Here is a 21,110-nt window from a genome sequence, read left to right as displayed (position 1 = left end):
AGGTCATTCAGCGAGACAGTACTTTCAACAGCTTCTGAAAATCGATAAATTCATTTGAAATCAACCACATGGAATCCTATTGAAAAATCCCCTCATTCCCCAGGCAGGGCCAACTCATGCAAGTCATCTATAAGACATCATTTATCTGACAGACCAATCACCAGGACTTCGAATCGCTTTTAGAATGCGCACATGTTTTGAGTACATGACTGCCTGCATCGGCAATGCAAGACCGGCATCTCTGCCCGCACGGAGCCGGTCGCAAGCCTCAAGACTGAGTGGCGGAGGAGACGTTTTAGAGGAGAGCCTGGCAATGACCCAGGCATCAGGAGACCTGAGCCTGCACCCATGGGTGCAGGCTTTTTTTTGCCCGTCTGCCCCATTCCTGCCGCGCCCTCGGCCATTGCCGAAAAAGGCAGAATACGCGGGTGGCCATTCCCCAATCATTCATCCAAGAGTTGCTATCCCGCGTCGACGTGGTCGACATCGTGGGCCGCTATGTGCAGCTCAAAAAGGGCGGCGCCAACTTCATGGGCTTATGCCCGTTCCATAGCGAGAAGTCGCCCTCTTTCACCGTCAGCCCCAGCAAGCAGTTCTTTCACTGCTTTGGCTGTGGCAAGAATGGCAATGCCATCGGCTTTCTGATGGAGCATGCCGGCATGGGCTTTGTCGAAGCCGTGCAGGAGCTTGCCAACCAATGCGGCCTGCAAGTGCCGCAGGACGACATCAGTCCTGCCGAGCGCCAGCGCCAGGCTCAGCAAAAGCAAAAGGCGGAAACACTGAGTGATCTGCTGGAAAAAGCCGGCGAGTCCTATCGCAAGCAGCTCAAGGCAGCTCCGAAAGCCATCGAGTATCTGAAAAAGCGCGGCGTCTCCGGCGAAGTCTCCAAGCGCTTTGGCCTGGGCTATGCCCCTGCAGGCTGGCATGGTCTGGCCAGCGTATTTGCCGAGTACGACAACCCGCAGCTCGAAGAATGCGGGCTGGTCATCGTGGGCGAGGACGACAGTCGCCGCTATGACCGCTTCCGCGACCGGCTCATGTTCCCGATTCGCAATGTCAAGGGCGAGTGCATAGGCTTTGGCGGGCGGGTGTTCGGCGATGAAAAACCCAAATACCTGAACTCGCCCGAAACCCCGGTCTTCCACAAGGGGCGCGAACTCTACGGCCTTTACGAGGCCCGGCAGGCCCTGCGCGACATGGGCTACGCCCTGGTCACAGAAGGCTATATGGACGTGGTGGCACTGGCCCAACTGGGCTTTGCCAATGCCGTTGCGACGCTGGGGACGGCCTGCACGCCCGAGCATGTGCAAAAGCTGTTTCGATTCACCGATGCCGTGGTCTTCAGCTTCGACGGTGACGGGGCGGGGCGGCGCGCCGCCCGCAAGGCGCTGGATGCGGCCCTGCCACTGGCGACGGACACGCGCTCCATCAAATTTCTGTTCCTGCCTTCGGAACATGACCCTGACAGCTTCATCCGTGAATTCGGCCCCGAGGCCTTCTCGCGCTATGTGGGCGATGCCACGCCGCTGAGCCGCTTTCTCATCGAATCGGCCAGCGAAGGCTGCGACCTGGGACAGACAGAAGGCCGTGCCCATATGGCCAGCAACGCCCGGCCGCTGTGGTCGCTGCTGCCCGACGGCGCGCTCAAGCGCCAGTTGCTCTCCGAAATCGCAGCCCTGGCTCAGCTGGACTCGCGCGACCTCTCCGATATCTGGGCGCAGGAGGCGGCACGCACCGCCCCCATTGCCCGCCGCGCGCCTGCGCCCCCCGGCCCTCAGGCACCGGAATGGGATGCGCCTGCGGGCAACTGGGAAAGCGCTCCCGACTGGGCCGATGCTGCGGCACCGGCTCCCTCCTACCCGAGCCAGGGCAGCGGTGGCAACTGGTCGGGCCGCAAGGAATTCGGCCGCCAGCGCAAACCCTGGGGCAAGAAGGGTGAGGACTGGAACCCGCCGCAGCTGGGCCCGCGCCCCACGCCGGTCAGCCGCGAAGACCAGGCCGCACGCCTGCTGATGTGTCACATGGAGTTCATGGAAGAGATGACCCATGAGGACTTCGATGCCCTGGCTCGCTGCAACCAAAGCCATGCCCCCTTGTTCCGTTGGCTGGAAGCCCAGTTCACCGAATCCGGCCCGCGCTCCTGGGCAGTGCTGCGCGAGCAATTGCAAGGCTCTCCCTGCGAGCCGCTGGCCCAAAAGCTCATGAGCGGCGCCCATGCCAACCCCGAGGGCGAGGTGGACGAGTTGCGCAAGGAGTTGCGCGGCACTCTCAATCTGATCCTGGTGGATCACCTCAAGCGCGAAGAAGCCAAGGCCCTCAAGGAAATTGCTACGGACCCCACCGCGGCAAGACGTTACATTGAGTTTCAACAGCGGCGAAAAAATTTATCTGTAATTATTAGCTCCACCTCTTGACATCTTTAAAAAAGGTATAATTTAGTGGATATAGGCAAGAGCGACAGCAACACCTCCGACCCGGGCACCGTGAAGAAATCACGTGATGGCAGCAACTGCATGGCCCATTTCTCGCAAGGATTGCATACCAAATGATCGCCCCAACATCTTGCCATGGAGTCTTTGTGCTCCACCGGACAGGCTAGGCCTGTTCTTGCGCCAGCTTTCATGGCGTTTGTTTGCATTTTCCGTTTTCCTTTGTGTGTTTGTGTGTGTTCGTACCGTGAGAGGTGTTCATGCCCGTTTCAAAGTCCGTGAAGTCCAAGCAGGCCCCAGAAGCTTCAGCAAAGCCCAAGACCTCTAAAACTTCCACTTCCGCAGCAGAGCCCGCGAAAAAGGCCAGTGCCGGCAAGCCTGCTGTGAAGAAGAGTGCTGCATCTGCAGCCGAAGCAAAGAAAGACACCACCGTGGTTACCAAGTCACAAGCCGAACTCAAAGCCATGGCCGATGCGCTGCTGGCGCAGGCAACTCCCAAGCGCGGCCGCAAGAAGGCCGAAGAAGACGACGACACTGCTGCCGCTCCTGCCGCCAAGAAGACTGTCGCCAAAAAGGCCCCTGCTGCCAAGAAGGCCGCCGCCGTCAAGGCCCCTGCTGCCAGTGCCGATGCCGACAAGGCTCCCGCCAAGCGCGGCCGCAAGCCCAAGGCCAAGGAGGCCGACGAGGACATGGATGATGCAGACCTGTCGGATATCGACAGCGATCTGGAAGGCGAAGTCGAAGAGGAGGCATCGACCGAAGCGTCTGCTGCTCCTGCCGAAAAGGCCAAGCCTCTGCGCATGAAGATCAGCAAGGCGAAGGAACGCGCCTTGATGAAGGAATTCGGCCTGGACGAGACTGTTCTGACCGAAGAGGAAATGAACACCCGCCGTCAGCGTCTGAAGATGCTGATCAAGCTGGGCAAGACCCGCGGCTACCTGACCCACGCCGAAATCAACGACCACCTGCCCGACAAGCTGGTCGATGCCGAAACGCTGGAAGTCGTGATCTCCATGTTGAACGACATGGGCGTGGCCGTGTACGAGCAGACTCCCGATGCGGAAACCCTGCTGCTGAACAACACCGGCCAGTCGGCGACCACCGAAGAAGAAGCGGAAGAAGAGGCCGAAGCGGCTCTGTCCACCGTGGACTCCGAATTCGGTCGCACCACCGACCCCGTGCGCATGTACATGCGTGAAATGGGCACCGTCGAACTGCTGACACGCGAAGGCGAAATCGAAATCGCCAAGCGCATCGAAGGCGGTCTGATGGACATGATGGAAGCCATCTCGGCCTCCCCCGCGACCATCGCCGAAATCCTCAACATGGCCGAGGAAATCCGCGAAGGCAAGGTTGTCATCTCCACCGTGGTGGACGGCTTCGTCAATGCCAACGAGAACGACGACTATGTGGCCGAGGAAGACTTCGACGAATACGACGAAGAAGACGACGACGACGGCAAGGGCGGCTCCAAGGCTCTGACCAAGAAGCTCGAAGAGCTGAAGAACGAAGCCCTGGGTCGCTTTGACTCCATGCGCGAGCTCTTCGACAAGATGCACAAGGTGTATGACAAGGAAGGCTACGGCACCGAGGCATACATGAAGGTGCAGAAGGCCATCACCGAAGAGCTGATGACCATTCGCTTCACGGCCAAGACGATCGAGAAGCTCTGCGATCTGGTGCGCGCCCAGGTGGACGACGTGCGCAAGAAGGAACGCGAGCTGCGCAAGATCATCGTGGACAAGTGCGGCATGCCCCAGGAGCAGTTCATCAAGGACTTCCCGCCCAATCTGCTGAACCTGGACTGGGTCATCAAGCAAGTGGCGGCAGGCAAGAACTACAGCGCCGTGCTGGAGCGCAACATCCCGCCCGTGCAGGAGCTGCAGCAGAACCTGATCGACCTGCAGGCCCGCGTGGTCGTGCCTCTGGAAGAGCTCAAGCACATCAACAAGCGCATGAACAGCGGCGAGCGCGCCAGCCGCGATGCCAAGAAGGAAATGATCGAGGCCAATCTGCGTCTCGTGATCTCCATCGCCAAGAAGTACACCAACCGCGGTCTGCAATTCCTGGATCTGATCCAGGAAGGCAATATCGGCCTGATGAAGGCCGTGGACAAGTTCGAATATCGTCGCGGCTACAAGTTCTCGACCTATGCAACCTGGTGGATTCGTCAGGCCATCACGCGCTCCATCGCCGACCAGGCCCGCACGATCCGCATCCCCGTGCACATGATCGAGACCATCAACAAGATGAACCGCATCTCGCGCCAGCACTTGCAAGAGTTTGGTTTCGAGCCCGATGCGTCCATCCTGGCAGCCAAGATGGAGATCCCCGAGGACAAGATCCGCAAGATCATGAAGATCGCCAAGGAACCGATCTCGATGGAAACCCCCATCGGCGACGACGACGATTCCCACCTGGGCGACTTCATCGAGGACGGCAACAACACGGCGCCTATCGACGCCGCCATGCAGGCCGGTCTGCGCGATGTGGTCAAGGACATTCTCGACGGACTGACGCCTCGCGAAGCCAAGGTGCTGCGAATGCGCTTCGGTATCGAAATGTCCACCGACCATACGCTGGAAGAAGTCGGCAAGCAGTTTGACGTGACGCGCGAGCGCATCCGTCAGATCGAAGCCAAGGCGCTGCGCAAGCTCAAGCACCCCTCGCGCTCCGACAAGCTGCGCAGCTTCATCGACTCGCTGTAAAGTCAGTCCGAGGAACCGGCTCGCCGGTTCCCTGCTACTCAAAGCCCCGACCTGCCCAGGTCGGGGCTTTTTCGCATGCAGCCCAGGTCAGCAAGCCTTCGCTTGCGGCCAAACACACCAAAAGACACATAACAACGGAGACAGACATGAATACCCTCCACGCGGGCAATGCCCTGACACGCCGCCACTGGCTAAGCTATTCCGCTGCCTTGCTGTCTACACCTTTTGCAGCCATCGCCAATCCGCCCCAGCGCCTTGGCACGCAGCTGCGTATCGTGATCCCCGCCAACCCCGGTGGCGGCTGGGACCAGACTGGCCGCGCCCTGGGCGCAGTGCTGACCAGCAGCGGCACGGTGGACAAGGTCGTTTATGAAAACATCGGCGGCAAGGGGGGCACCATAGGCTTGGCCGAGTACACCAAACGCTATGGCAGCGACCCCAACAGCCTGCTGATCGGCGGCATGGTCATGGTCGGCGCCCTGGCATTGAACAAGAAGTCAGCAGAGCTGCAGCAGGTGCAGCCCCTGGCGCGCCTGACCAGCGACTATCTGGTGGTGGCCGTGCCCACCGACTCGCCGCTTGCCAACCCCAAGGCACTGGCCAAGGCCATGCGCGAGAACCTGCCGGCACTGACCATTGCCGGAGGCTCTGCAGGCGGTGTGGACCATATGTACGCAGGCATGCTGGCCCGCCTGGCCAAGGCCAATGCGGAGCAACTGCAATACAAACCCTTTGCCGGCGGTAACGATGTGCTCCAGGCCCTGCTGCAAAAGCAGGTGCAGGTGGGAATCTCTGGTTACAGCGAGTTCAGAGAAGCCTTGCAGGCGGGCAAACTGCGCGCCCTCGGTGTTTCGTCACGCCGTGCCATGTTCGGCATTGCCTCCATGCGCGACCAGGGTCTGGATGCTGAAATGTCGAACTGGCGTGCCGTCTTTACAGGCAAGAATCTGCCGGCAGAACGCGCCCAGCAACTGCTGGCTGCTATCGACCATGCAAGCAACCAGGACAGCTGGAAGCAAGCCCTGGTCAGCAATAATTGGAACTCTTCCTGGCAAACCGGCAAGGCACTACATGAATTTCTGGAGGTCGAAACCTCCACTGCCCAGCTGATGACCTATCTGCTCAAGCTCAAGAGCTGAGCCTCTTTGCGAGATAGCCTCATGAACATGGTCAACCACACCGCCGCCTCCGCCCGCCTGTCCATTGCCGTCATGGGTGCGGGCTCGGTGGGCTGCTACTTTGGTGCTCTGCTGGCACGCGCCGGCCACCCGGTCACGCTGATCGGTAGAACATCGCATATGCAGGCCATCAGCCAGCACGGGCTACGACTGCAGACGGCGACAGAAGATCTGAACATCCCAATCACCACCAGCACCGAAGCCAGTGCCGTGGCAGGCGCCGATGTGGTGCTGTTCTGCGTGAAATCCACCGACACCGAAGCAGCGGCTGCACAGATCAAACCCCACCTGGCAGCGCACACTCAGGTACTGAGCTTGCAGAACGGCGTGGACAACGACCGGCGCCTGCGCCTGGTACTGGGGCAGCAGCCGGTGGCTGCTGCCGTGGTTTATGTCGCCACCGCCATGGCCGGCCCAGGCCATGTGCGTCACTTCGGCCGGGGCGAGCTGCTCATCGCCCCCTGTCCGCAGGGGGACGAGATTGCACTCCAGTTCAGCGCAGCAAACATCCCCACCCAGACCTCGGACGGCGTGCTGACCGCACTCTGGCAAAAACTCATCATCAACTGCGTGTACAACGCACTCTCCGCCCTCACCCAGCAGCCCTATGGCTGGCTGATCGCGCAGCAGGGCGTACCCGCTGTCATGCAGGATATTGCCGCCGAATGCAAGGCCGTAGCTCTGGCCGACGGCGTGCTGCTGCCGGCCTCCGTGGACGAGGCTGTAGCGGCCATAGCGCGCACCATGCCCCGACAGTTCTCTTCCACGGCCCAGGATCTGGCGCGCGGCAAGACCACGGAAATCGACCATCTCAACGGCTATGTGGTGCGGCGCGGTCAGGCGCTGGGCATTGCCACGCCGATCAACCGTCTGCTGCAGGTGCTGGTGCAACTCAAGCAAATGCCGGCACAAAAGCAGGAACTATGATTTCCATAGCTGCTTGCTCTGACAAATCAATGGCTAGAGTCAATTTTTACACCCGGAAACACCTAAGCCAGTACTAACACTTCCGGCATGGCTCGCCACCCCATCCCGAGGGCTGCTTCAGTTCTGCCCCTATTGCTACAAACCCTGAAGCAAGCGAGTCTTCTCCCTGATTCGTGGCTGACCCGCAACACTTGCGCGCTGTTTGTGGCCTTTATCACTTCAAGGCGTTGCAGTCGAAGATTTGAAGCTACTAAACTTGTAGCAAAATAAATTAACCGCTATAGTCCATTGGACATGGCACTGAAAGCGCCTAGTGCGCCCAGCTCGACAACATCATTGCGCAAGGAGAAGCGTCCATGAGCTCCAAGGAAAACGCCGCCATCAACCAGCTGTTCGAGAAGCTCGAATGCCGCTATGCGCTGCGCGTGCTGTGGGCTTTGCGGGATGGTCATCCCCAGACCTTCCGACTGCTGCAAGACAGTGTGGGCGGCATCACCCCCAACACCTTGAACACCCGTATCAAGGAGCTGCGCGAGTGCGGCCTGCTCGAGCATGGCAGCGACGGCTACACCGTCACCCTGACCGGGCAGGATCTGCTCAAGCGCCTGTCCGATGTACAAGCCTTTGCCAACCGCTGGGTTGCCGCGCGCGCCAAGAAGTAAACCTTGCCGCAGTTGCGGCCGGGGGACTGGCAGCAAGCGAGTGCACCACTATCATCCAAGGGCCCCAAGCGTGCTTGGCGGGCCCTTTTTTCCATCGCCTTTTTCTGCTTTGCGCTGAAAGGAAATCATCATGGCATTCAACACTACTGCCTCCGGCCTGCAATACGAAGACACCGTCGTGGGCGAAGGCGCCGAAGCCAAGGCCGGTCAGAACGTGACCGTGCACTACACCGGCTGGCTCTACAACAATGGCGTGCAAGGCGCCAAGTTCGACTCCAGCAAGGACCGCAACGATCCTTTCGTCTTTCCCCTGGGCGCCGGCATGGTCATCAAGGGTTGGGACGAGGGCGTGCAGGGCATGAAGGTGGGCGGCCAGCGCACGCTGCTGATCCCCGCCGCCCTGGGCTATGGCGCGCGCGGCGCCGGTGGCGTGATCCCGCCCAACGCCACGCTGAAGTTTGACGTGGAACTGCTGGCTGTCTAAAAACAGGCTGGTTCATCAAAAAAGCGGCTCTCCGAAGCCGCTTTTTTCTTTGCGAGAGGCTCGGCACAGATGGTGCTCATGTCTCATCCGCCTCAAACAGCGCCCTGTGCAACGACGTATAGGCCTTGTCACCCGCAGCATCTCGTATGCGTGGAGCCAGCGCTGCCAGTTGCTCATAACCCATGGCCGCCTCCACCGCCAGATTCAGCCGGAAGCCCTTGAGCCCAAGAGCCCCCGTGATGGACACCGCTATCGGATAGGCCCTCTGGTAGCGCCTCTGGGCGCTGCCAGGGTCGACGTCAGCAGTTGCCAACGATGCCGAACTGCTCTTTGAGAGCGAAGATGCATGGGCCTGTGCTGCAGCATCAGCCGCGACGGACGACTCTCTTGTGGCCAGCCAGCCCTTGCCGACCAGCGCCAGGATATCGTCCTTGTTCACCCCCAGCGCCGAGGTCGCCTCCAGCACCTGCATAAGACTGCGACGACCGTCAAACAGCAAAAAGGCCGAGCGCAGTCGCTGGCTCAGATCGGCATGGCGCTCCTTGAAGGCCAGCTGACCCTCGGGTGTTTTGACTAGATACATCGACCCCGCCCTCTGTGCATTGAATTGCGTCCCGCCCTGCAGAGTGGCAGTTATGGCTGGAGCTGAAAAGCGGGTTTTCCTGCAAGCCTGGTCCGCCCATGCTCCAGATCAGCTCACGGCGGATATTCAGCAGAAAACTGCCTCGAACCCGACCCAAAAGATCGCTGAAGGCCATCCAATCAAGAGTTTTTCAAACTCTCGCCCGCCGCTGCTCCCACCAGCTGACGAGCAATGTGGTGGCCAAGCCCACCGGCACGCCAAACACTCCGGCCGAGATGGGCTGAATACCCCACCAGAGTGCCTCGCCACGAAGGACCGATGGCAGCACCCCTTGCAGGCCCGGAACGTGCGAGGCCATGTAGTAAAGCGTCACGGCCAGGCCCAGCAGCATGCCGGCCACCGCACCACGACGCGTGGTGCCACGCCAGAAGATGCCCAGCACCATGGCCGGCACCAAAGCCGAGCCCGCCAGAGAGAAGGAGGCAGAGACCATGGGAAGAATGTCCGAAGAGCGTCGTGCCGCCACAAACGCCGCCGACAAGGCCACCAGCAGCAATGCGAATTTGGAAAGAATCACGCGCTGTTCAGGCGAGATGCGGCGCTTGCGCGTATCCAGGCGCTGGCGCTCCTGGAAATAGAGATCCCGCACCAGGGCATTGCTGATGGTCAGCAGCAGACCGTCGGCCGTGGACAGGGCCGCCGCCAGTCCGCCCGCAGCCACCAGCCCGGAGAGCACATAAGGCATGCCGCCGAGTTCTGGAGTGGCCAGCATGATGAGGTCGGCCCCCATACGGATTTCGGCGAACTGCAAAATGCCATCGCCGTTGATGTCCTCCACCGACAGCAGCGAGGCGTCCACCCTTGACCACTGCGCTATCCAGTTGGGCAAGGCATCGAAATGCGTGCCAACGAGATTGCTCATGACCTCGTACTTCACCAGTACGGCCAAGGCTGGCGCCCCCAGATACAGCAACCCGATGAAGAACAGCGACCAGGCCACGGAGGTACGTGCGGCAGACACCGAGGGAACCGTGAAATAGCGCGTGAGCAAGTGCGGCAGCCCGGCCGTGCCGACCATCAGGCAGAACATCAGCGCCAGAAAATTGCGCCGACTTTCCTCATAGGCCTGCCGCTCGGCCGGCGAGCCATCCGGATCCCCCGCGAAAGGCTGGCTTTGCAGCGGCATGCCGCCCAGCGGCTTGGCCCGCTCATAGGCCTCGTGCAACTCACGGCTCCAGAGCTCGCGCGCCGCCGCCTCGTCCTTGGGCATGGCGGCCAGCTCCCGGCTGGCGGCCATGATGGCGCCGATATTGCCGCTGCTGGTGCGCAGCTCGCGGATATGCTCGCTCAGTGCCTGGCGTTCGGTCGCCAGCACATTGGGCACATCGCGCAGCTTGGCCTGCAGCACCTGAGCGCGGGTGCGATAGGCCTCCAGCACCGACTGCTCGGCCTCTGAGGAAAGCAACTGCTGCTCCATGGCGCCGATCTTGCCCAGTTGCTGGCTATAGGCCAGCTGCGCCCAGGGGTTGCCCAGCTGTTTGTAGGCCAGCCAGGAGACAGGCAGCATGAAGGCCAGCAGGATCACCACATATTGCGCCACCTGGGTCCAGGTGATCGCCCGCATGCCGCCGAGGAACGAGCACAGCAGCACGCCGCCCAGCCCCAGCATGATGCCGATCTCGAACTGCACGCCGGTCAGTCGCGCAGCAATCAGGCCCACGCCATAGATCTGCGCCACCACATAGGTGAAGGAACAGGTGATGGCCGCCAGCGCAGCAATAATGCGCGGCCAACGTCCGCCATAGCGCGCCTGAAAGAAATCCGGCACGGTATAGAGATTCATGGCCCGCAGATAGGGTGCAATCAGCATGCCGACCAGACAGAACCCGCCCGTCCATCCCAGGACATAGGCCAGTCCGCCGGGCTGCGTGCCGGTTCCAGAAAAGCCTTGCAGATAAAGCGCACCGGAGAGGCTGATGAAGGAGGCTGCGCTCATCCAATCGGCAGCGGCCGCCATGCCGTTGTAGAAAGGCGGAATGCGCCGGCCGGCGACGAAATACTCCTCGGCATCGCTGGTGCGCGAATACACGCCGATGGCCGCGTACACCATCACCGTGGAGAACAGGAAGATGGGCCCGATCCAGTGGCGAGAGAGCCCGCGCTCCTCGGCCCAGAGCATGGTCAGCAGAAAGCCTGCCGTTCCCAGCACATAGAGAAACAGGATGCGATGCAGCCGCCAGTGATAGGCACGGCTCAGAACTGGCCGCTCAGGCATGAAGATCGGAAGCGGCAGAGGAGGCGTCGTGAGCCTCAGCCGCTTTGCGCGCCTCGTCACGCGCCTGCTGGCGTTCAAAATAATCCATGGCCACACAATAGACCACGATGATGAGCAGGAACATCAGGACCGCCCCTTGGGCCGCCATCCAGTAGGCCACGGGCCAGTCGGGCACCAGCGCCTGGATATCGCGCGCAAAGTAGCAGATACCAAATGAAAATACCACCCAGACCGTCAGCAGCAAGGCCTTGAGTCTCAGGTGGTAGGTATCGTGCAGATCCGGCGGGAAGGTGACTTCCACCGGATTGCCCAAAGCATCGAATGCCTGTCGCGGAGCATCCGACACAGCATCGTCATGCACGGGCGCGTGATGCGTCTGCATGCCGATGCGCAAGGCTTATTCAGCCAGCTTCTGCCAGGTGGAAACCACGCTGTCAGGGTTCAGAGAGATGGACGAGATGCCTTCGTCGGCCAGCCACTTGGCGAAGTCGGGGTGATCCGAAGGGCCTTGGCCGCAGATGCCCACATACTTGTTCTGGTCTCGGCAGGCCTTGATGGCATGAGCCAGCAGCTTCTTGACGGCGGGGTCACGCTCGTCGAAATCGGCGGCCAGCAGCTCCAGGCCCGAGTCGCGGTCCAGGCCCAGAGTCAGCTGGGTCAGGTCGTTGGAGCCCACGGAGAAGCCGTCGAAGTATTCGAGGAACTCATCGGCCAGCACAGCGTTGGAAGGCACTTCGCACATCATGATCAGCTGCAGGCCGTTCTCGCCACGCTTGAGGCCGTTCTCGGCCAGCAGCTCGGTCACGCGCTTGGCCTGGCCCAGGGTACGCACGAAGGGGATCATGATCTTGACGTTGGTCAGACCCATATCCTCACGCACGCGGCGCAGGGCTTCGCATTCCATCTTGAAGGCTTCGCCGAACTCGGCCGAGATGTAGCGCGCTGCACCGCGGAAGCCCAGCATGGGGTTCTCTTCCTCAGGCTCGTAACGGCTGCCGCCGATCAGCTTGCGGTATTCGTTGGACTTGAAGTCCGACATGCGCACGATCACGGGCTTGGGCCAGAAAGCGGCGGCAATCGTTGCCACGCCTTCGGTCACCTTGTCCACGTAGAAGGCACGGGGAGAAGCATGGCCGCGCGCCACGGACTCGACAGCCTTCTTCAGATCGGCATCAACGGCGGGGTAGTCCAGGATGGCCTTGGGGTGCACGCCGATGTTGTTGTTGATGATGAATTCCAGACGGGCCAGACCCACGCCTTCATTGGGCAGCTGGGCAAAGTCGAAAGCCAGCTGGGGATTGCCCACGTTCATCATGATCTTGGTGGAGATGCTGGGCATCTCGCCGCGCTTGACCTCGGTCACTTCGGTTTCCAGCAGACCGTCGTAGATCTTGCCGGTATCGCCTTCCGCGCAGGACACGGTGACCAGTGTTTCGGCCTTGAGCAGATCGGTCGCATTGCCGCAGCCCACGACAGCAGGGATGCCCAGCTCGCGCGCAATGATGGCGGCGTGGCAGGTTCGGCCACCGCGGTTGGTGACGATGGCCGAAGCCTTCTTCATGACGGGCTCCCAGTTGGGGTCGGTCATGTCGGTCACCAGCACGTCGCCGGCCTGCACCTGATCCATCTGCGAGATGTCGGACACCAGGCGCACGGGGCCGGTACCGATCTTCTGGCCGATGGCACGGCCTTCGGCCAGCACGGTGCCCGTGCCCTTGAGCTTGTAGCGCAGCTCGGCCTGGCCCTTGGCCTGGCTCTTCACGGTTTCGGGGCGCGCCTGCAGGATGTAAAGCTGGCCGTCGGTGCCGTCCTTGCCCCATTCGATATCCATGGGGCGGCCGTAGTGCTGCTCGATCACCAGAGCGTAATGCGCCAGTTGCTGCACTTCCTCGTCGGTCAGCGAATAGCGGTTGCGCAGTTCGTGGGCCACATCGGTGGTCTTGACCAGCTTGCCGTCTGCAGCCTTTTCCTCGGGCGTGGCAAAAATCATCTGGATCAGCTTGGAGCCCAGATTGCGGCGGATCAGCGCCTTGTTGCCAGCCTTGAGCATGGGCTTGTGCACATAGAACTCGTCGGGGTTCACGGCGCCCTGCACCACGGTCTCGCCCAGGCCGTAGCTGGAGGTGATGAAGACCACTTCCTCGAAACCGGATTCGGTGTCGATGGTGAACATCACGCCGGCAGCGCCCTTGTCGGAGCGCACCATGCGCTGCACGCCGGCGGACAGTGCCACCACATCGTGCTCGAAGCCCTTGTGCACGCGGTAGGAGATGGCGCGGTCGTTGTACAGCGACGCGAACACTTCCTTCATCTTGTGCAGCACGTCTTCGATGCCCACCACGTTCAGGAAGGTTTCCTGCTGGCCGGCAAACGATGCATCAGGCAGGTCTTCTGCCGTGGCGGAAGAGCGCACGGCAAACGATGCCTCGGCATTGCCGCCTTGCAGGCGGACAAACTCCTCACGAATGGCCTGCTCCAGATCGGCAGGGAAAGGCTGGCTCTCCACCATGGCGCGGATTTCCGCGCCCACAGCGGCCAGAGCGCGGACATCGTCCACGTCCAGAGCGGCCAGCTTGGCCGAGATCTTGCCGGCCAGACCTTCAAATGCCAGGAACTCGCGGAATGCATGAGCCGTGGTGGCAAAGCCGGTAGGCACGCGTACGCCCTGGGGCAGTTGCGAGATCATTTCGCCGAGCGAGGCGTTCTTGCCGCCTACGGACTCGACATCAGACATTCTCAGTTTTTCAAACGGAACGACCAGAGCGGTCGCCTCGAACAGTTGAGACATGGGAAGCTCCAAAGTTAAAAACCGGTACGCAGGCGGCTCTGGGCTGAATGGCCAGGGCACGCGAACCCATGCTGCTTGAGTGCAGTGCTTTGCTGTTCTGGATGTTGACCGTCAACGAGCATGGGCTTGAATTTGGGAATAATGGGCGCCATTGTAGGCTGAGCCGGCGAGCGTCGCGTGGCTCAAACCAGATTCAGAGTCCGGGACATGGCATTGCTTGCACAGGTCCCACCTAATAACTGCGCGCACCATGCATACCCATACAATTTTTGTCATTTCTGACGGCACAGGCATCACGGCCGAAACCTTTGGCACGGCCATCATGGCCCAGTTCGAGAGCAAGCCGAGGCTGATTCGCATCCCCTTTGTGGACTCCATGGACAAGATTCATCAGGCCGTGCGCCAGATCAACCATGTGGCCGAGGTGGAGAAGAGAAAGCCCATCATCTTCACCACCCTGGTCAATCAGGAGATGCTGGAGTTCCTTGAAGCCAACTGCAAGGGCAAGCTGTTCGACATGTTCGGCACCTTTGTGCGCCCGCTGGAGGTGGAACTGGGCCAGAAGTCGCTGCACCGCGTGGGCCGCTTTGCCGACATCAGCGAGAGCAAGGAATATCTGGAGCGCATGGAGGCCATCAACTACACGCTGGCCCATGACGACGGCCAGACCCATTCCGACCTGAGCGGCGCCGACGTGATCCTGGTGGGCGTGAGCCGCTCGGGCAAGACGCCAACCAGCCTGTACCTGGCCATGCAGTTTGGCCTCAAGGTGGCCAACTACCCGCTGATTCCCGAAGACTTCGAGCGCAAGCAGTTGCCGCCCGCGCTGGAGCCCTATCGCAAAAAGCTGTTCGGCCTGACGATTCAGCCCGAGCGCCTGTCCAGCATTCGCAACGAGCGCCGCCCCGATTCCAAGTACGCCAGCCTGCCCAACTGCCGCTACGAGGTGGCCGAGGCCGAGGCCATGATGCGCAGAAGCGGCATCGAGTGGCTGTCCAGCACCACCAAGTCGATCGAAGAGATTGCCACCACCATCTTGCAGGAAGTGCTGCCGCAGCATCTGGGACATTAAGCCTCCCCCTGAGCGGCTTCGCCGCTTCCCCAAGGGGACGCAGCCCTCGCTGCGAGGCGGCTCTTGCTCGGCCACCCTTACCTAGCCCGCGCCGGCGTCAAGAACTACGGTTAATGCAGGCGCCACGCATTGTCCTCGCTCAACGCAGGACGGGCTGCTGCGGCAGCTCCTGCAACAGATAGTCCACCAGGGCGCGAACCTTGGCCGGCACATATTTACGGTCCTTGAAGCAGGCGAAGAAGTCCAGCGGGGCATCCTCGAACTGCAACTGGCCCTTGCGCGCCGGCTTGAGTGCCAGAGGCACCAGCCGCCCCTTGCGCATCTCCTCATGGACGATGAAGCTGCCGGCCCAGGCGATACCGCCACCGGCAGCGGCGAACTCCACCAGGGCATCGATATCGCTGCCTATGGCCGCAATTTTCTGCTGCGGATCGGTGCGCTGGCCATCGCGCATAAAGGGCCAGCGCATGAGCCGGCCGTCACGCTCGCGCCGATACAGCAGACAGGGATGCTCGAGCAGATCCTGTGCCGACTGCGGTCGGCCATGCTGCTGCAGGTACTGGGGCGAGGCACACAAAATGCGCGGCACCGAGGCCAACAGCCGCACCGACATGCCGGGCTCCAGCACATCGCGGTAGCGCACGCTGATGTCCACATCCTCCTTGAGCACATCCACATGCCGGTCCGTGATCAAGAGCTCCAGCTCCAGTCGCGGATGCAGCGCGGCAAACGCCGGCAGCAGCGGCGCCAGCACATGGCGGCCGAAGGCTGCCATGCAGGCAATGCGCAGGCGGCCTTGCAGCTCTCCATGAATCAGCGAGAGATCGGATTGGGCCTTTTCGAGCTCGTCGAGCACCGGAGCGACGCGCGCCAGATAGCTCTCGCCGGCCTCGGTCAAGGCCATGGACCGGGTGGTGCGGGTGATCAGGCGCGTGCCCAGCTCGCGCTCCAGCCGCGCGATGTTCTGGCTGGCAGCGGCGGGCGAAATGCCCAGCTGGCGCGCAGCCGAGGCGATGGAGCCGCCCTCCAGCGCTTTGACAAAGGTTTCTATGGCTCGCAGATTCGGCATGACTGCGAATGTATCTCCAATTGAATTCGAAAGTTCTGCTTATGAGTACAACAAGCCCCGGACCTCTACCGCCGGCCGCCGCTGATGCTTACAGTTCAACCCTGTTTCCCATCCATGCATTCGGCCTCAAGCCTTTGACACAGCAACGCAAGTCGCCATGACGCCGAATGCATTTTCAGCATCGTTCCCATGAATTCATACTCCAGCTCCTTCTCCTCCAGACTTTCCGCACTGAAGCTGCACAGGCGTTACACGCCGTTTGTTTTCGCGTTTTTCATGGCCACCATCATGGCCTTCCTGATGTGCTGCACCATTGTGGCGGCCAATACCGGCTTTGATGCCGGCTACGTCCGTCGTGTGTTCAGCGCCTATGCGCTGGCCATGCCGGTGGCGTTTTTCTGCGTAATGATGGTCAGGCCGCTGGTGCTCAAGCTGGTTGCGCTGACCGTGCATACACATTGACAGCCAGTGACAGCCAAGTCATGAGCTATTGAATCTGAAGCAGCCTGCGCATGACTGGCTTCAGAATTCAATGCAGTCCACTGAAATTTCAAGCTGACAAAGCGGTATCCGCTACAAAAATATATTGCAGCGCGCCGTCGCTGCTGTGCACCGGGTCGCACTGCATGCCCCAGACCTGGCGCACCAGCGCAGGCTGCAGCACATCCAGCACCGCACCGTGATGCACTCCTGCATCACCGCCCAGCACCAGCACATCGTCGGCATAGCGCAGCGCCAGGTTCAGGTCATGGATCACCGCCACCACGCCTGCGCCCTGCTGCCCGGCCCAATGGCGCAGCAGGCGCATGGCGTGGTGCTGATGGGCCAGATCGAGAGCGGCAGTGGGCTCGTCCAGCAGCAGCCAGCGCGCCGCGCCGTCGGCGGGCGGCTGCCAGATCTGCGCCAGAGCCCTGGCCAGATGGGTGCGAGCCCGCTCGCCGCCTGACAGCGTGTTGATGCTGCGCTGCGCCAGATGATCAACCCCGGTCAGCGCCATGGCCTGCACCGGAATCTGCGCCTCCCCGCTGCCTGGCTGGTGACGATGCGGATAGCGCCCCAGCTCCACCACCTCCTGGGCCGTGAAGTCAAAGGCCACGCTGCAATCCTGGGGCATGACGGAGCGCCGACGTGCCAGGCCCTCCACCGCATGCCCGGACAGCTCCAGCCCGTCGAGCAGAACCTGCCCCGACTGCGGCGCGCGCTCGCCCACCAGCATGGACATCAGCGTGGACTTGCCGGCGCCGTTGGGGCCGAGGATGGCGGTAAAGCGCCCGGCCTGAATCCGCACATCCACCGTCGCCAGGCGCGGCCCCTTGGCTACGCCTACGCCCAGATTGCGGCATTCGAGGCTGGACAGCCTGTGGTGCGCACTCATACCTTGCTCCTGAACTGGCGCAGCATGGCCAGGAAAAGCGGCACGCCGATAAACGCGGTGAGCACGCCCAGCGGCAGCTCGGCCGGCTTGACGATGGTGCGCGCCACGGCATCGGCGCTGACCACCAGCGCCGCACCCAGCAGGGCTGACCCCGGCAGCACCACGCGATGATCGGGACCGGCAATCAGCCGCACCAAGTGCGGCGCGACCAGGCCGATGAAGCCGATGATGCCGGTGGTCGCGGTCACCGCGCCCACCGCCAGCGCCGCCACCATCACGGCGCGGCGCTTGGTTTTCTCCACGGCCACGCCCAGCAGATTGGCCTGGGCTTCGCCCAGTGCAATCGCATTCAGCGGCCTGGCCAGCGCCAGCGCCGTCGCTGCGCTGACGGTAACAGCCGCCGACACCAGGGCCACTGCACTCCAGCGCGAGGCACCCAGGCTGCCCAGCAGCCACATCTGCAGATTGCGCAGCTGCTCGTCCGTCGATACAAAGCTCAGAAAGCCCAGTCCGGCACCGGCCAGCGCATTGATGGCAATGCCGGCCAGCAGCATCAGGCCGATGCGGGTCGTGCCCTGGACCTGGCCCAGTACATAAACCACGGCGGTCACGGCCAGACCGCCGCCAAAAGCCATGGCCACCAGGGCCCAGCTGCCCAGATGACGCGGCAGCCAGGGTAGATACATTCCGCCCAGCACGATGGTGATGCCGGCGGCCAGGGCCGCACCGCTGCTCACGCCGATGAGCCCGGGGTCGGCCAGAGGATTGCGAAACAGCCCCTGCATCAATGCGCCGGCCAGCCCCAGTCCCGCACCCGCAGCCACGCCCATGAGCAGGCGCGGCAGGCGGATATTGAGAAAGACCAGATGCTCGGGGCCGCTGTCCACGGTAGCGCCAAAAAGACTGCGAAGCCCGTCCCAGGCAATCCCGGGCAGTTGCCCCGGTGCAATGGCATAGGCCCCGCTGGCCGCGCCCCACACCATGGCCAGCAACACCAGAGCCGCCCCCAGCAGCAGGGCTGCGCTGCGACTGAGCCGTCCAGCAGGAGTGCGCCAACGTGATGCGACGGGCAGCTCGGCTGCTGGCTTTGGCACCACGCTCCCCATGCTTGCGCTCATGTTCAGGCCACCCACTGCAGTGCGCGCATATGCAAAGCCTGCACGGCACTGGGCAGGCGCGGGCCGAAGCCCAGCAAATGGCTGGCTTCCAGCGTCACCAGTGCCTTCTTGGCATAGGCCGGCGTCAGTGCCAGCTCGGGCCGCTTCCAGAAGGCGGCCTCGCCGCCCAGAGCCTCGATACCCTGCGTGGTGTTGATGATGACTTCGGGCGCAGCGCTGGCCATGGCTTCGGCAGTCAGGGGCTTGTAGCCGTCGAACTGGTCGATGACATTGACACAGCCCGCGTACTGGATCAGCGCATTGGCTGCCGTGCCTTTGCCCGCCACCTGCGGACTGCCGCTGTGCGAGAGCACAAACAGCACGCGCGGCTTGCGCTGGGCCTTGGCCACCTGGGCCTGCACACTGCTCCACTGCGCATCGAGCTGGGCCAGCAGCTTGTCGGCCTCGCTGGAACGACCTGTCTCGCGCCCCACAACCTTGACCTTTTCCTGGACCTCGGCCCAGTTGTGCCTGGCCGCAACCAGCGATACACGCACGCCAGCCTGACGGATCTGATCGAGTACCACGGGAGGCCCGGCCTCGCTGGTTGCGATCACCGCATCGGGCTTGAGCGAGAGCAGGCCTTCGGCCGAGAGCTGGCGCACATAGCCGACCTTGGCGGTTTTTTGCGCTGCTTCGGGAAACAGGCTGGTGGTGTCCGTGCCCACCAGCAGGTTCTGGGCATTGAGCAGGTAGACCACCTCGGTCAGTGCGCCGCTGAGCGACACCAGCCGCTTCGCTCCTGGCGCGGCAGCGGCGGTCTGTGCCAGGGCCGGCAGGGCCGTACCCGCCACGGCCGCGCCCAGCCAGTGCAGACCCTGGCGTCGAGAAATGCCTGGGGTGCTCATGCGGCCTCCGCCACTGCAGTCTTGCGCGGCAGGCCTGCCACCAGATCGCGCCAGCCTTGCAGCTCGGGCTGGCCGGGCTTGCGCTCGCCAAAGAACATGGCCATGTTGTTGCCTTCGGCATCAAAGGCCTCGACCGAGGTCACCACGCCATCGCTGGTGGGCTTTTGCACCACCCAGACATTGGCGATCAGGTCGGTGCGCAGATGTAGATTGAAGCCCTTGTCCAGCACATTGATCCAGCGCACGCCGTCCTTGCCGTCCATGGGCTGGATATTGCTCACGGGGCCGGTGTGGATCTGGATGCAGCCGCTGCTGCCCACAAACACCATGATGGAGATGCCGTCCACCGCCGCATCGCCCAGCAGCTGCGCGACCGCGTCGGTGCTAAGGTGCTCGCAGTACTGGGGCACCAGACGGAAGGCCTGCTGGCGCTCGGCACCGAACCTGCGCAGCATCTCGAAGAACTCATGCGTGTCCTTCATATCGGTCCAGGCCTGGGTCAGCGCGGGTACGTCGATCTCGGCATCGGCCTTGACGGCAGGCTTGGCCGCAGGCTCGCGGAACACATAGCCTGCGGAGGGCTCGGCAAAGCGCTCCACCAGTGCATTCCAGGCTGCCATGTCCGTGACCTCGCGCGCAAACACCTTGTGCACGGCACGGCCGGCTGCGTCATAGAACTGCAGGCTGCGCATGGCGGGGCGATTGCCGTTGGCGGACTCCTCGGTCACGGCAAAGCCGGCATGCCAGTGCATGAAGAACAGACGCAGATCGATCTCGCGGCTCAGCGCCAGACCGACCGGCCCCTGGGCCGAGAGGTTCTGGTAGATGCCATCTTTTTCATGCACGGTGGATTCGTTGCGCGTCAGCGCCATCACCGGGCCGCAGGCCTCCAGGGCCTTGAGGATGTCCAGCCATTCAGCGCGCAGCGGCAGCGCCTGCAGCGCGCGTTCATGCTCGCCGCCATGTGCGGCAATCACCGCGCCTTCACTCAGCTGCAGCGCCTCGGCCGCATCCTTGGCGCGCAGGCCTTGCTCGCGCTTTTGCGCGAATTGCTCACGGATTTGCACCGCGGTCATGGTCTGGATTTCGGGGGAGGTGATGGCGTTCATTGCAGGGTCTCCGGGCTGTGATGCCAGTGTGGTTGTGGGTTGGAAAATTCGTCGTCAAAGCGGGGAGCCGAAGCCTGGGCTTCGGGCTCTTGTTCAGGCTGGGCCAGCACCCGGGCCACCGTGGCCCAGCGCTGCTCCAGCTTTTGCAGAAAGTGGCGCATGTCCTCGGAGCGCTCACAGCCGTCCAGGCCTTCGGCCATGCGCGCCAGTTGCGTCGATACCCTCTGAGCCATGGGCGCGCGGTGCGCCGCACAGCAGCCCTGGCTGAAACCGGTCATCAACGCCAGCACCGTAGCCAGCTGGGCTTCGCCCTCGGTGAGCAGATATTCCTCATCGCGACTGCCAGAAGCACTCTGGGCATTGGCGGCATTCTCGAAAACAGACATGGCACACTCCCGCAGTTTTTGAGTCAAACAGATCTCAAGCGCTTATCAAACAAGCGCTTT

The 21,110-nt window shown here is 62.2% G+C and carries 18 protein-coding genes; 8 read left to right on the top strand and 10 right to left on the bottom strand.

What is annotated here, in order from left to right:
* Positions 1–428 precede the first annotated feature (428 nt).
* The 6 genes from dnaG (at position 429) to FSY45_RS10870 (ending at position 8,388) form a co-directional block, all read left to right on the top strand.
* Positions 429–2,414, top strand: coding sequence for a DNA primase (gene dnaG, locus FSY45_RS10895; protein ID WP_039049878.1), 1,986 nt, complete (start codon positions 429–431; stop codon positions 2,412–2,414).
* 275 nt (positions 2,415–2,689) lie between these two features.
* Positions 2,690–5,137 (top strand): RNA polymerase sigma factor RpoD, encoded by a 2,448-nt coding sequence (rpoD, locus tag FSY45_RS10890; protein ID WP_003070680.1) that lies wholly within the window; start codon positions 2,690–2,692, stop codon positions 5,135–5,137.
* A 146-nt stretch (positions 5,138–5,283) separates the two neighbouring features.
* The gene (locus FSY45_RS10885) at positions 5,284–6,276 is read left to right on the top strand and encodes a tripartite tricarboxylate transporter substrate binding protein (protein WP_057091700.1); all 993 of its coding nucleotides are present in this window, start codon (positions 5,284–5,286) and stop codon (positions 6,274–6,276) included.
* A gap of 21 nt (positions 6,277–6,297) precedes the next feature.
* Complete coding sequence (locus FSY45_RS10880; RefSeq protein ID WP_003070676.1) at positions 6,298–7,242, top strand: ketopantoate reductase family protein; 945 nt, start codon at positions 6,298–6,300, stop codon at positions 7,240–7,242.
* Positions 7,243–7,598: 356 nt separating this feature from the next.
* The gene (locus FSY45_RS10875) at positions 7,599–7,904 is read left to right on the top strand and encodes a helix-turn-helix domain-containing protein (RefSeq protein ID WP_003057624.1); all 306 of its coding nucleotides are present in this window, start codon (positions 7,599–7,601) and stop codon (positions 7,902–7,904) included.
* A gap of 130 nt (positions 7,905–8,034) precedes the next feature.
* Complete coding sequence (locus FSY45_RS10870) at positions 8,035–8,388, top strand: FKBP-type peptidyl-prolyl cis-trans isomerase (RefSeq protein WP_003070674.1); 354 nt, start codon at positions 8,035–8,037, stop codon at positions 8,386–8,388.
* 76 nt (positions 8,389–8,464) lie between these two features.
* Here FSY45_RS10870 and FSY45_RS10865 read toward each other — a convergent pair whose 3' ends face one another.
* From FSY45_RS10865 to ppsA, 4 genes are all read right to left on the bottom strand, one after another.
* Positions 8,465–8,971 carry a hypothetical protein gene (locus FSY45_RS10865; protein ID WP_003070671.1) on the bottom strand — a complete coding sequence of 169 codons (507 nt, stop codon included), beginning with the start codon at positions 8,969–8,971 and terminating at the stop codon, positions 8,465–8,467.
* A gap of 190 nt (positions 8,972–9,161) precedes the next feature.
* Positions 9,162–11,246 carry a VC_2705 family sodium/solute symporter gene (locus FSY45_RS10860; protein WP_046460861.1) on the bottom strand — a complete coding sequence of 695 codons (2,085 nt, stop codon included), beginning with the start codon at positions 11,244–11,246 and terminating at the stop codon, positions 9,162–9,164.
* Positions 11,239–11,628 (bottom strand): DUF4212 domain-containing protein, encoded by a 390-nt coding sequence (locus FSY45_RS10855; RefSeq protein WP_034349047.1) that lies wholly within the window; start codon positions 11,626–11,628, stop codon positions 11,239–11,241. The genes FSY45_RS10860 and FSY45_RS10855 overlap by 8 nt, the downstream gene beginning before the upstream one ends.
* Before the next feature lie 15 nt (positions 11,629–11,643).
* Positions 11,644–14,034 (bottom strand): phosphoenolpyruvate synthase, encoded by a 2,391-nt coding sequence (ppsA, locus tag FSY45_RS10850; RefSeq protein WP_046460860.1) that lies wholly within the window; start codon positions 14,032–14,034, stop codon positions 11,644–11,646.
* A 250-nt stretch (positions 14,035–14,284) separates the two neighbouring features.
* Here ppsA and FSY45_RS10845 point away from each other — a divergent pair, with 250 nt between their 5' ends.
* On the top strand, positions 14,285–15,106 hold the full coding sequence (locus tag FSY45_RS10845) for a pyruvate, water dikinase regulatory protein (protein ID WP_003070661.1): 822 nt from the start codon (positions 14,285–14,287) through the stop codon (positions 15,104–15,106).
* A 139-nt stretch (positions 15,107–15,245) separates the two neighbouring features.
* Here FSY45_RS10845 and FSY45_RS10840 read toward each other — a convergent pair whose 3' ends face one another.
* A complete protein-coding gene (locus tag FSY45_RS10840) occupies positions 15,246–16,175 on the bottom strand; it encodes a LysR family transcriptional regulator (RefSeq protein WP_003070657.1) in 930 nt (309 codons plus the stop codon).
* Positions 16,176–16,364: 189 nt separating this feature from the next.
* Between FSY45_RS10840 and FSY45_RS10835 the strand changes: the two genes are divergently transcribed.
* On the top strand, positions 16,365–16,637 hold the full coding sequence (locus FSY45_RS10835) for a DUF2798 domain-containing protein (protein ID WP_046460859.1): 273 nt from the start codon (positions 16,365–16,367) through the stop codon (positions 16,635–16,637).
* Between the two features lie 88 nt (positions 16,638–16,725).
* Here FSY45_RS10835 and FSY45_RS10830 read toward each other — a convergent pair whose 3' ends face one another.
* From FSY45_RS10830 to FSY45_RS10810, 5 genes are read right to left on the bottom strand one after another with little or no spacing between them, the layout of a single operon-like run.
* The gene (locus FSY45_RS10830) at positions 16,726–17,550 is read right to left on the bottom strand and encodes a heme ABC transporter ATP-binding protein (RefSeq protein ID WP_046460858.1); all 825 of its coding nucleotides are present in this window, start codon (positions 17,548–17,550) and stop codon (positions 16,726–16,728) included.
* Positions 17,547–18,656 carry an iron ABC transporter permease gene (locus FSY45_RS10825; protein ID WP_122975073.1) on the bottom strand — a complete coding sequence of 370 codons (1,110 nt, stop codon included), beginning with the start codon at positions 18,654–18,656 and terminating at the stop codon, positions 17,547–17,549. Before FSY45_RS10825 ends, FSY45_RS10830 begins: the two co-directional genes overlap by 4 nt.
* 14 nt (positions 18,657–18,670) lie before the next feature.
* Positions 18,671–19,555, bottom strand: coding sequence for a hemin ABC transporter substrate-binding protein (locus FSY45_RS10820; protein WP_148748074.1), 885 nt, complete (start codon positions 19,553–19,555; stop codon positions 18,671–18,673).
* Positions 19,552–20,664: a hemin-degrading factor gene (locus FSY45_RS10815; RefSeq protein WP_046460856.1), complete on the bottom strand. Its 1,113-nt coding sequence runs from the start codon at positions 20,662–20,664 to the stop codon at positions 19,552–19,554. Before FSY45_RS10815 ends, FSY45_RS10820 begins: the two co-directional genes overlap by 4 nt.
* A complete protein-coding gene (locus tag FSY45_RS10810; protein ID WP_034360005.1) occupies positions 20,661–21,050 on the bottom strand; it encodes a hypothetical protein in 390 nt (129 codons plus the stop codon). Before FSY45_RS10810 ends, FSY45_RS10815 begins: the two co-directional genes overlap by 4 nt.
* Between the last annotated feature and the right edge of the window lie 60 nt (positions 21,051–21,110).

Origin of the sequence: Comamonas sp. Z1 (assembly GCF_008121555.1) — a bacterium.
GTDB classification, from domain to species: domain Bacteria; phylum Pseudomonadota; class Gammaproteobacteria; order Burkholderiales; family Burkholderiaceae_C; genus Comamonas; species Comamonas thiooxydans.
Note: the sequence above shows the minus strand (reverse complement) of the source record. Positions and strands in the feature narration are given on the sequence as shown.

Coding starts and splice junctions, on each gene's coding strand:
- rpoD (WP_003070680.1), top strand. CDS start 2,690: ATGCCCGTTTCAAAGTCCGTGAAGTCCAAGCAGGCCCCAGAAGCTTCA.
- FSY45_RS10885 (WP_057091700.1), top strand. CDS start 5,284: ATGAATACCCTCCACGCGGGCAATGCCCTGACACGCCGCCACTGGCTA.
- FSY45_RS10880 (WP_003070676.1), top strand. CDS start 6,298: ATGAACATGGTCAACCACACCGCCGCCTCCGCCCGCCTGTCCATTGCC.
- FSY45_RS10875 (WP_003057624.1), top strand. CDS start 7,599: ATGAGCTCCAAGGAAAACGCCGCCATCAACCAGCTGTTCGAGAAGCTC.
- FSY45_RS10870 (WP_003070674.1), top strand. CDS start 8,035: ATGGCATTCAACACTACTGCCTCCGGCCTGCAATACGAAGACACCGTC.
- FSY45_RS10865 (WP_003070671.1), bottom strand. CDS start 8,971: ATGTATCTAGTCAAAACACCCGAGGGTCAGCTGGCCTTCAAGGAGCGC.
- FSY45_RS10860 (WP_046460861.1), bottom strand. CDS start 11,246: ATGCCTGAGCGGCCAGTTCTGAGCCGTGCCTATCACTGGCGGCTGCAT.
- FSY45_RS10855 (WP_034349047.1), bottom strand. CDS start 11,628: ATGCAGACGCATCACGCGCCCGTGCATGACGATGCTGTGTCGGATGCT.
- ppsA (WP_046460860.1), bottom strand. CDS start 14,034: ATGTCTCAACTGTTCGAGGCGACCGCTCTGGTCGTTCCGTTTGAAAAA.
- FSY45_RS10845 (WP_003070661.1), top strand. CDS start 14,285: ATGCATACCCATACAATTTTTGTCATTTCTGACGGCACAGGCATCACG.
- FSY45_RS10840 (WP_003070657.1), bottom strand. CDS start 16,175: ATGCCGAATCTGCGAGCCATAGAAACCTTTGTCAAAGCGCTGGAGGGC.
- FSY45_RS10835 (WP_046460859.1), top strand. CDS start 16,365: ATGAATTCATACTCCAGCTCCTTCTCCTCCAGACTTTCCGCACTGAAG.
- FSY45_RS10830 (WP_046460858.1), bottom strand. CDS start 17,550: ATGAGTGCGCACCACAGGCTGTCCAGCCTCGAATGCCGCAATCTGGGC.
- FSY45_RS10825 (WP_122975073.1), bottom strand. CDS start 18,656: ATGGGGAGCGTGGTGCCAAAGCCAGCAGCCGAGCTGCCCGTCGCATCA.
- FSY45_RS10820 (WP_148748074.1), bottom strand. CDS start 19,555: ATGAGCACCCCAGGCATTTCTCGACGCCAGGGTCTGCACTGGCTGGGC.
- FSY45_RS10815 (WP_046460856.1), bottom strand. CDS start 20,664: ATGAACGCCATCACCTCCCCCGAAATCCAGACCATGACCGCGGTGCAA.
- FSY45_RS10810 (WP_034360005.1), bottom strand. CDS start 21,050: ATGTCTGTTTTCGAGAATGCCGCCAATGCCCAGAGTGCTTCTGGCAGT.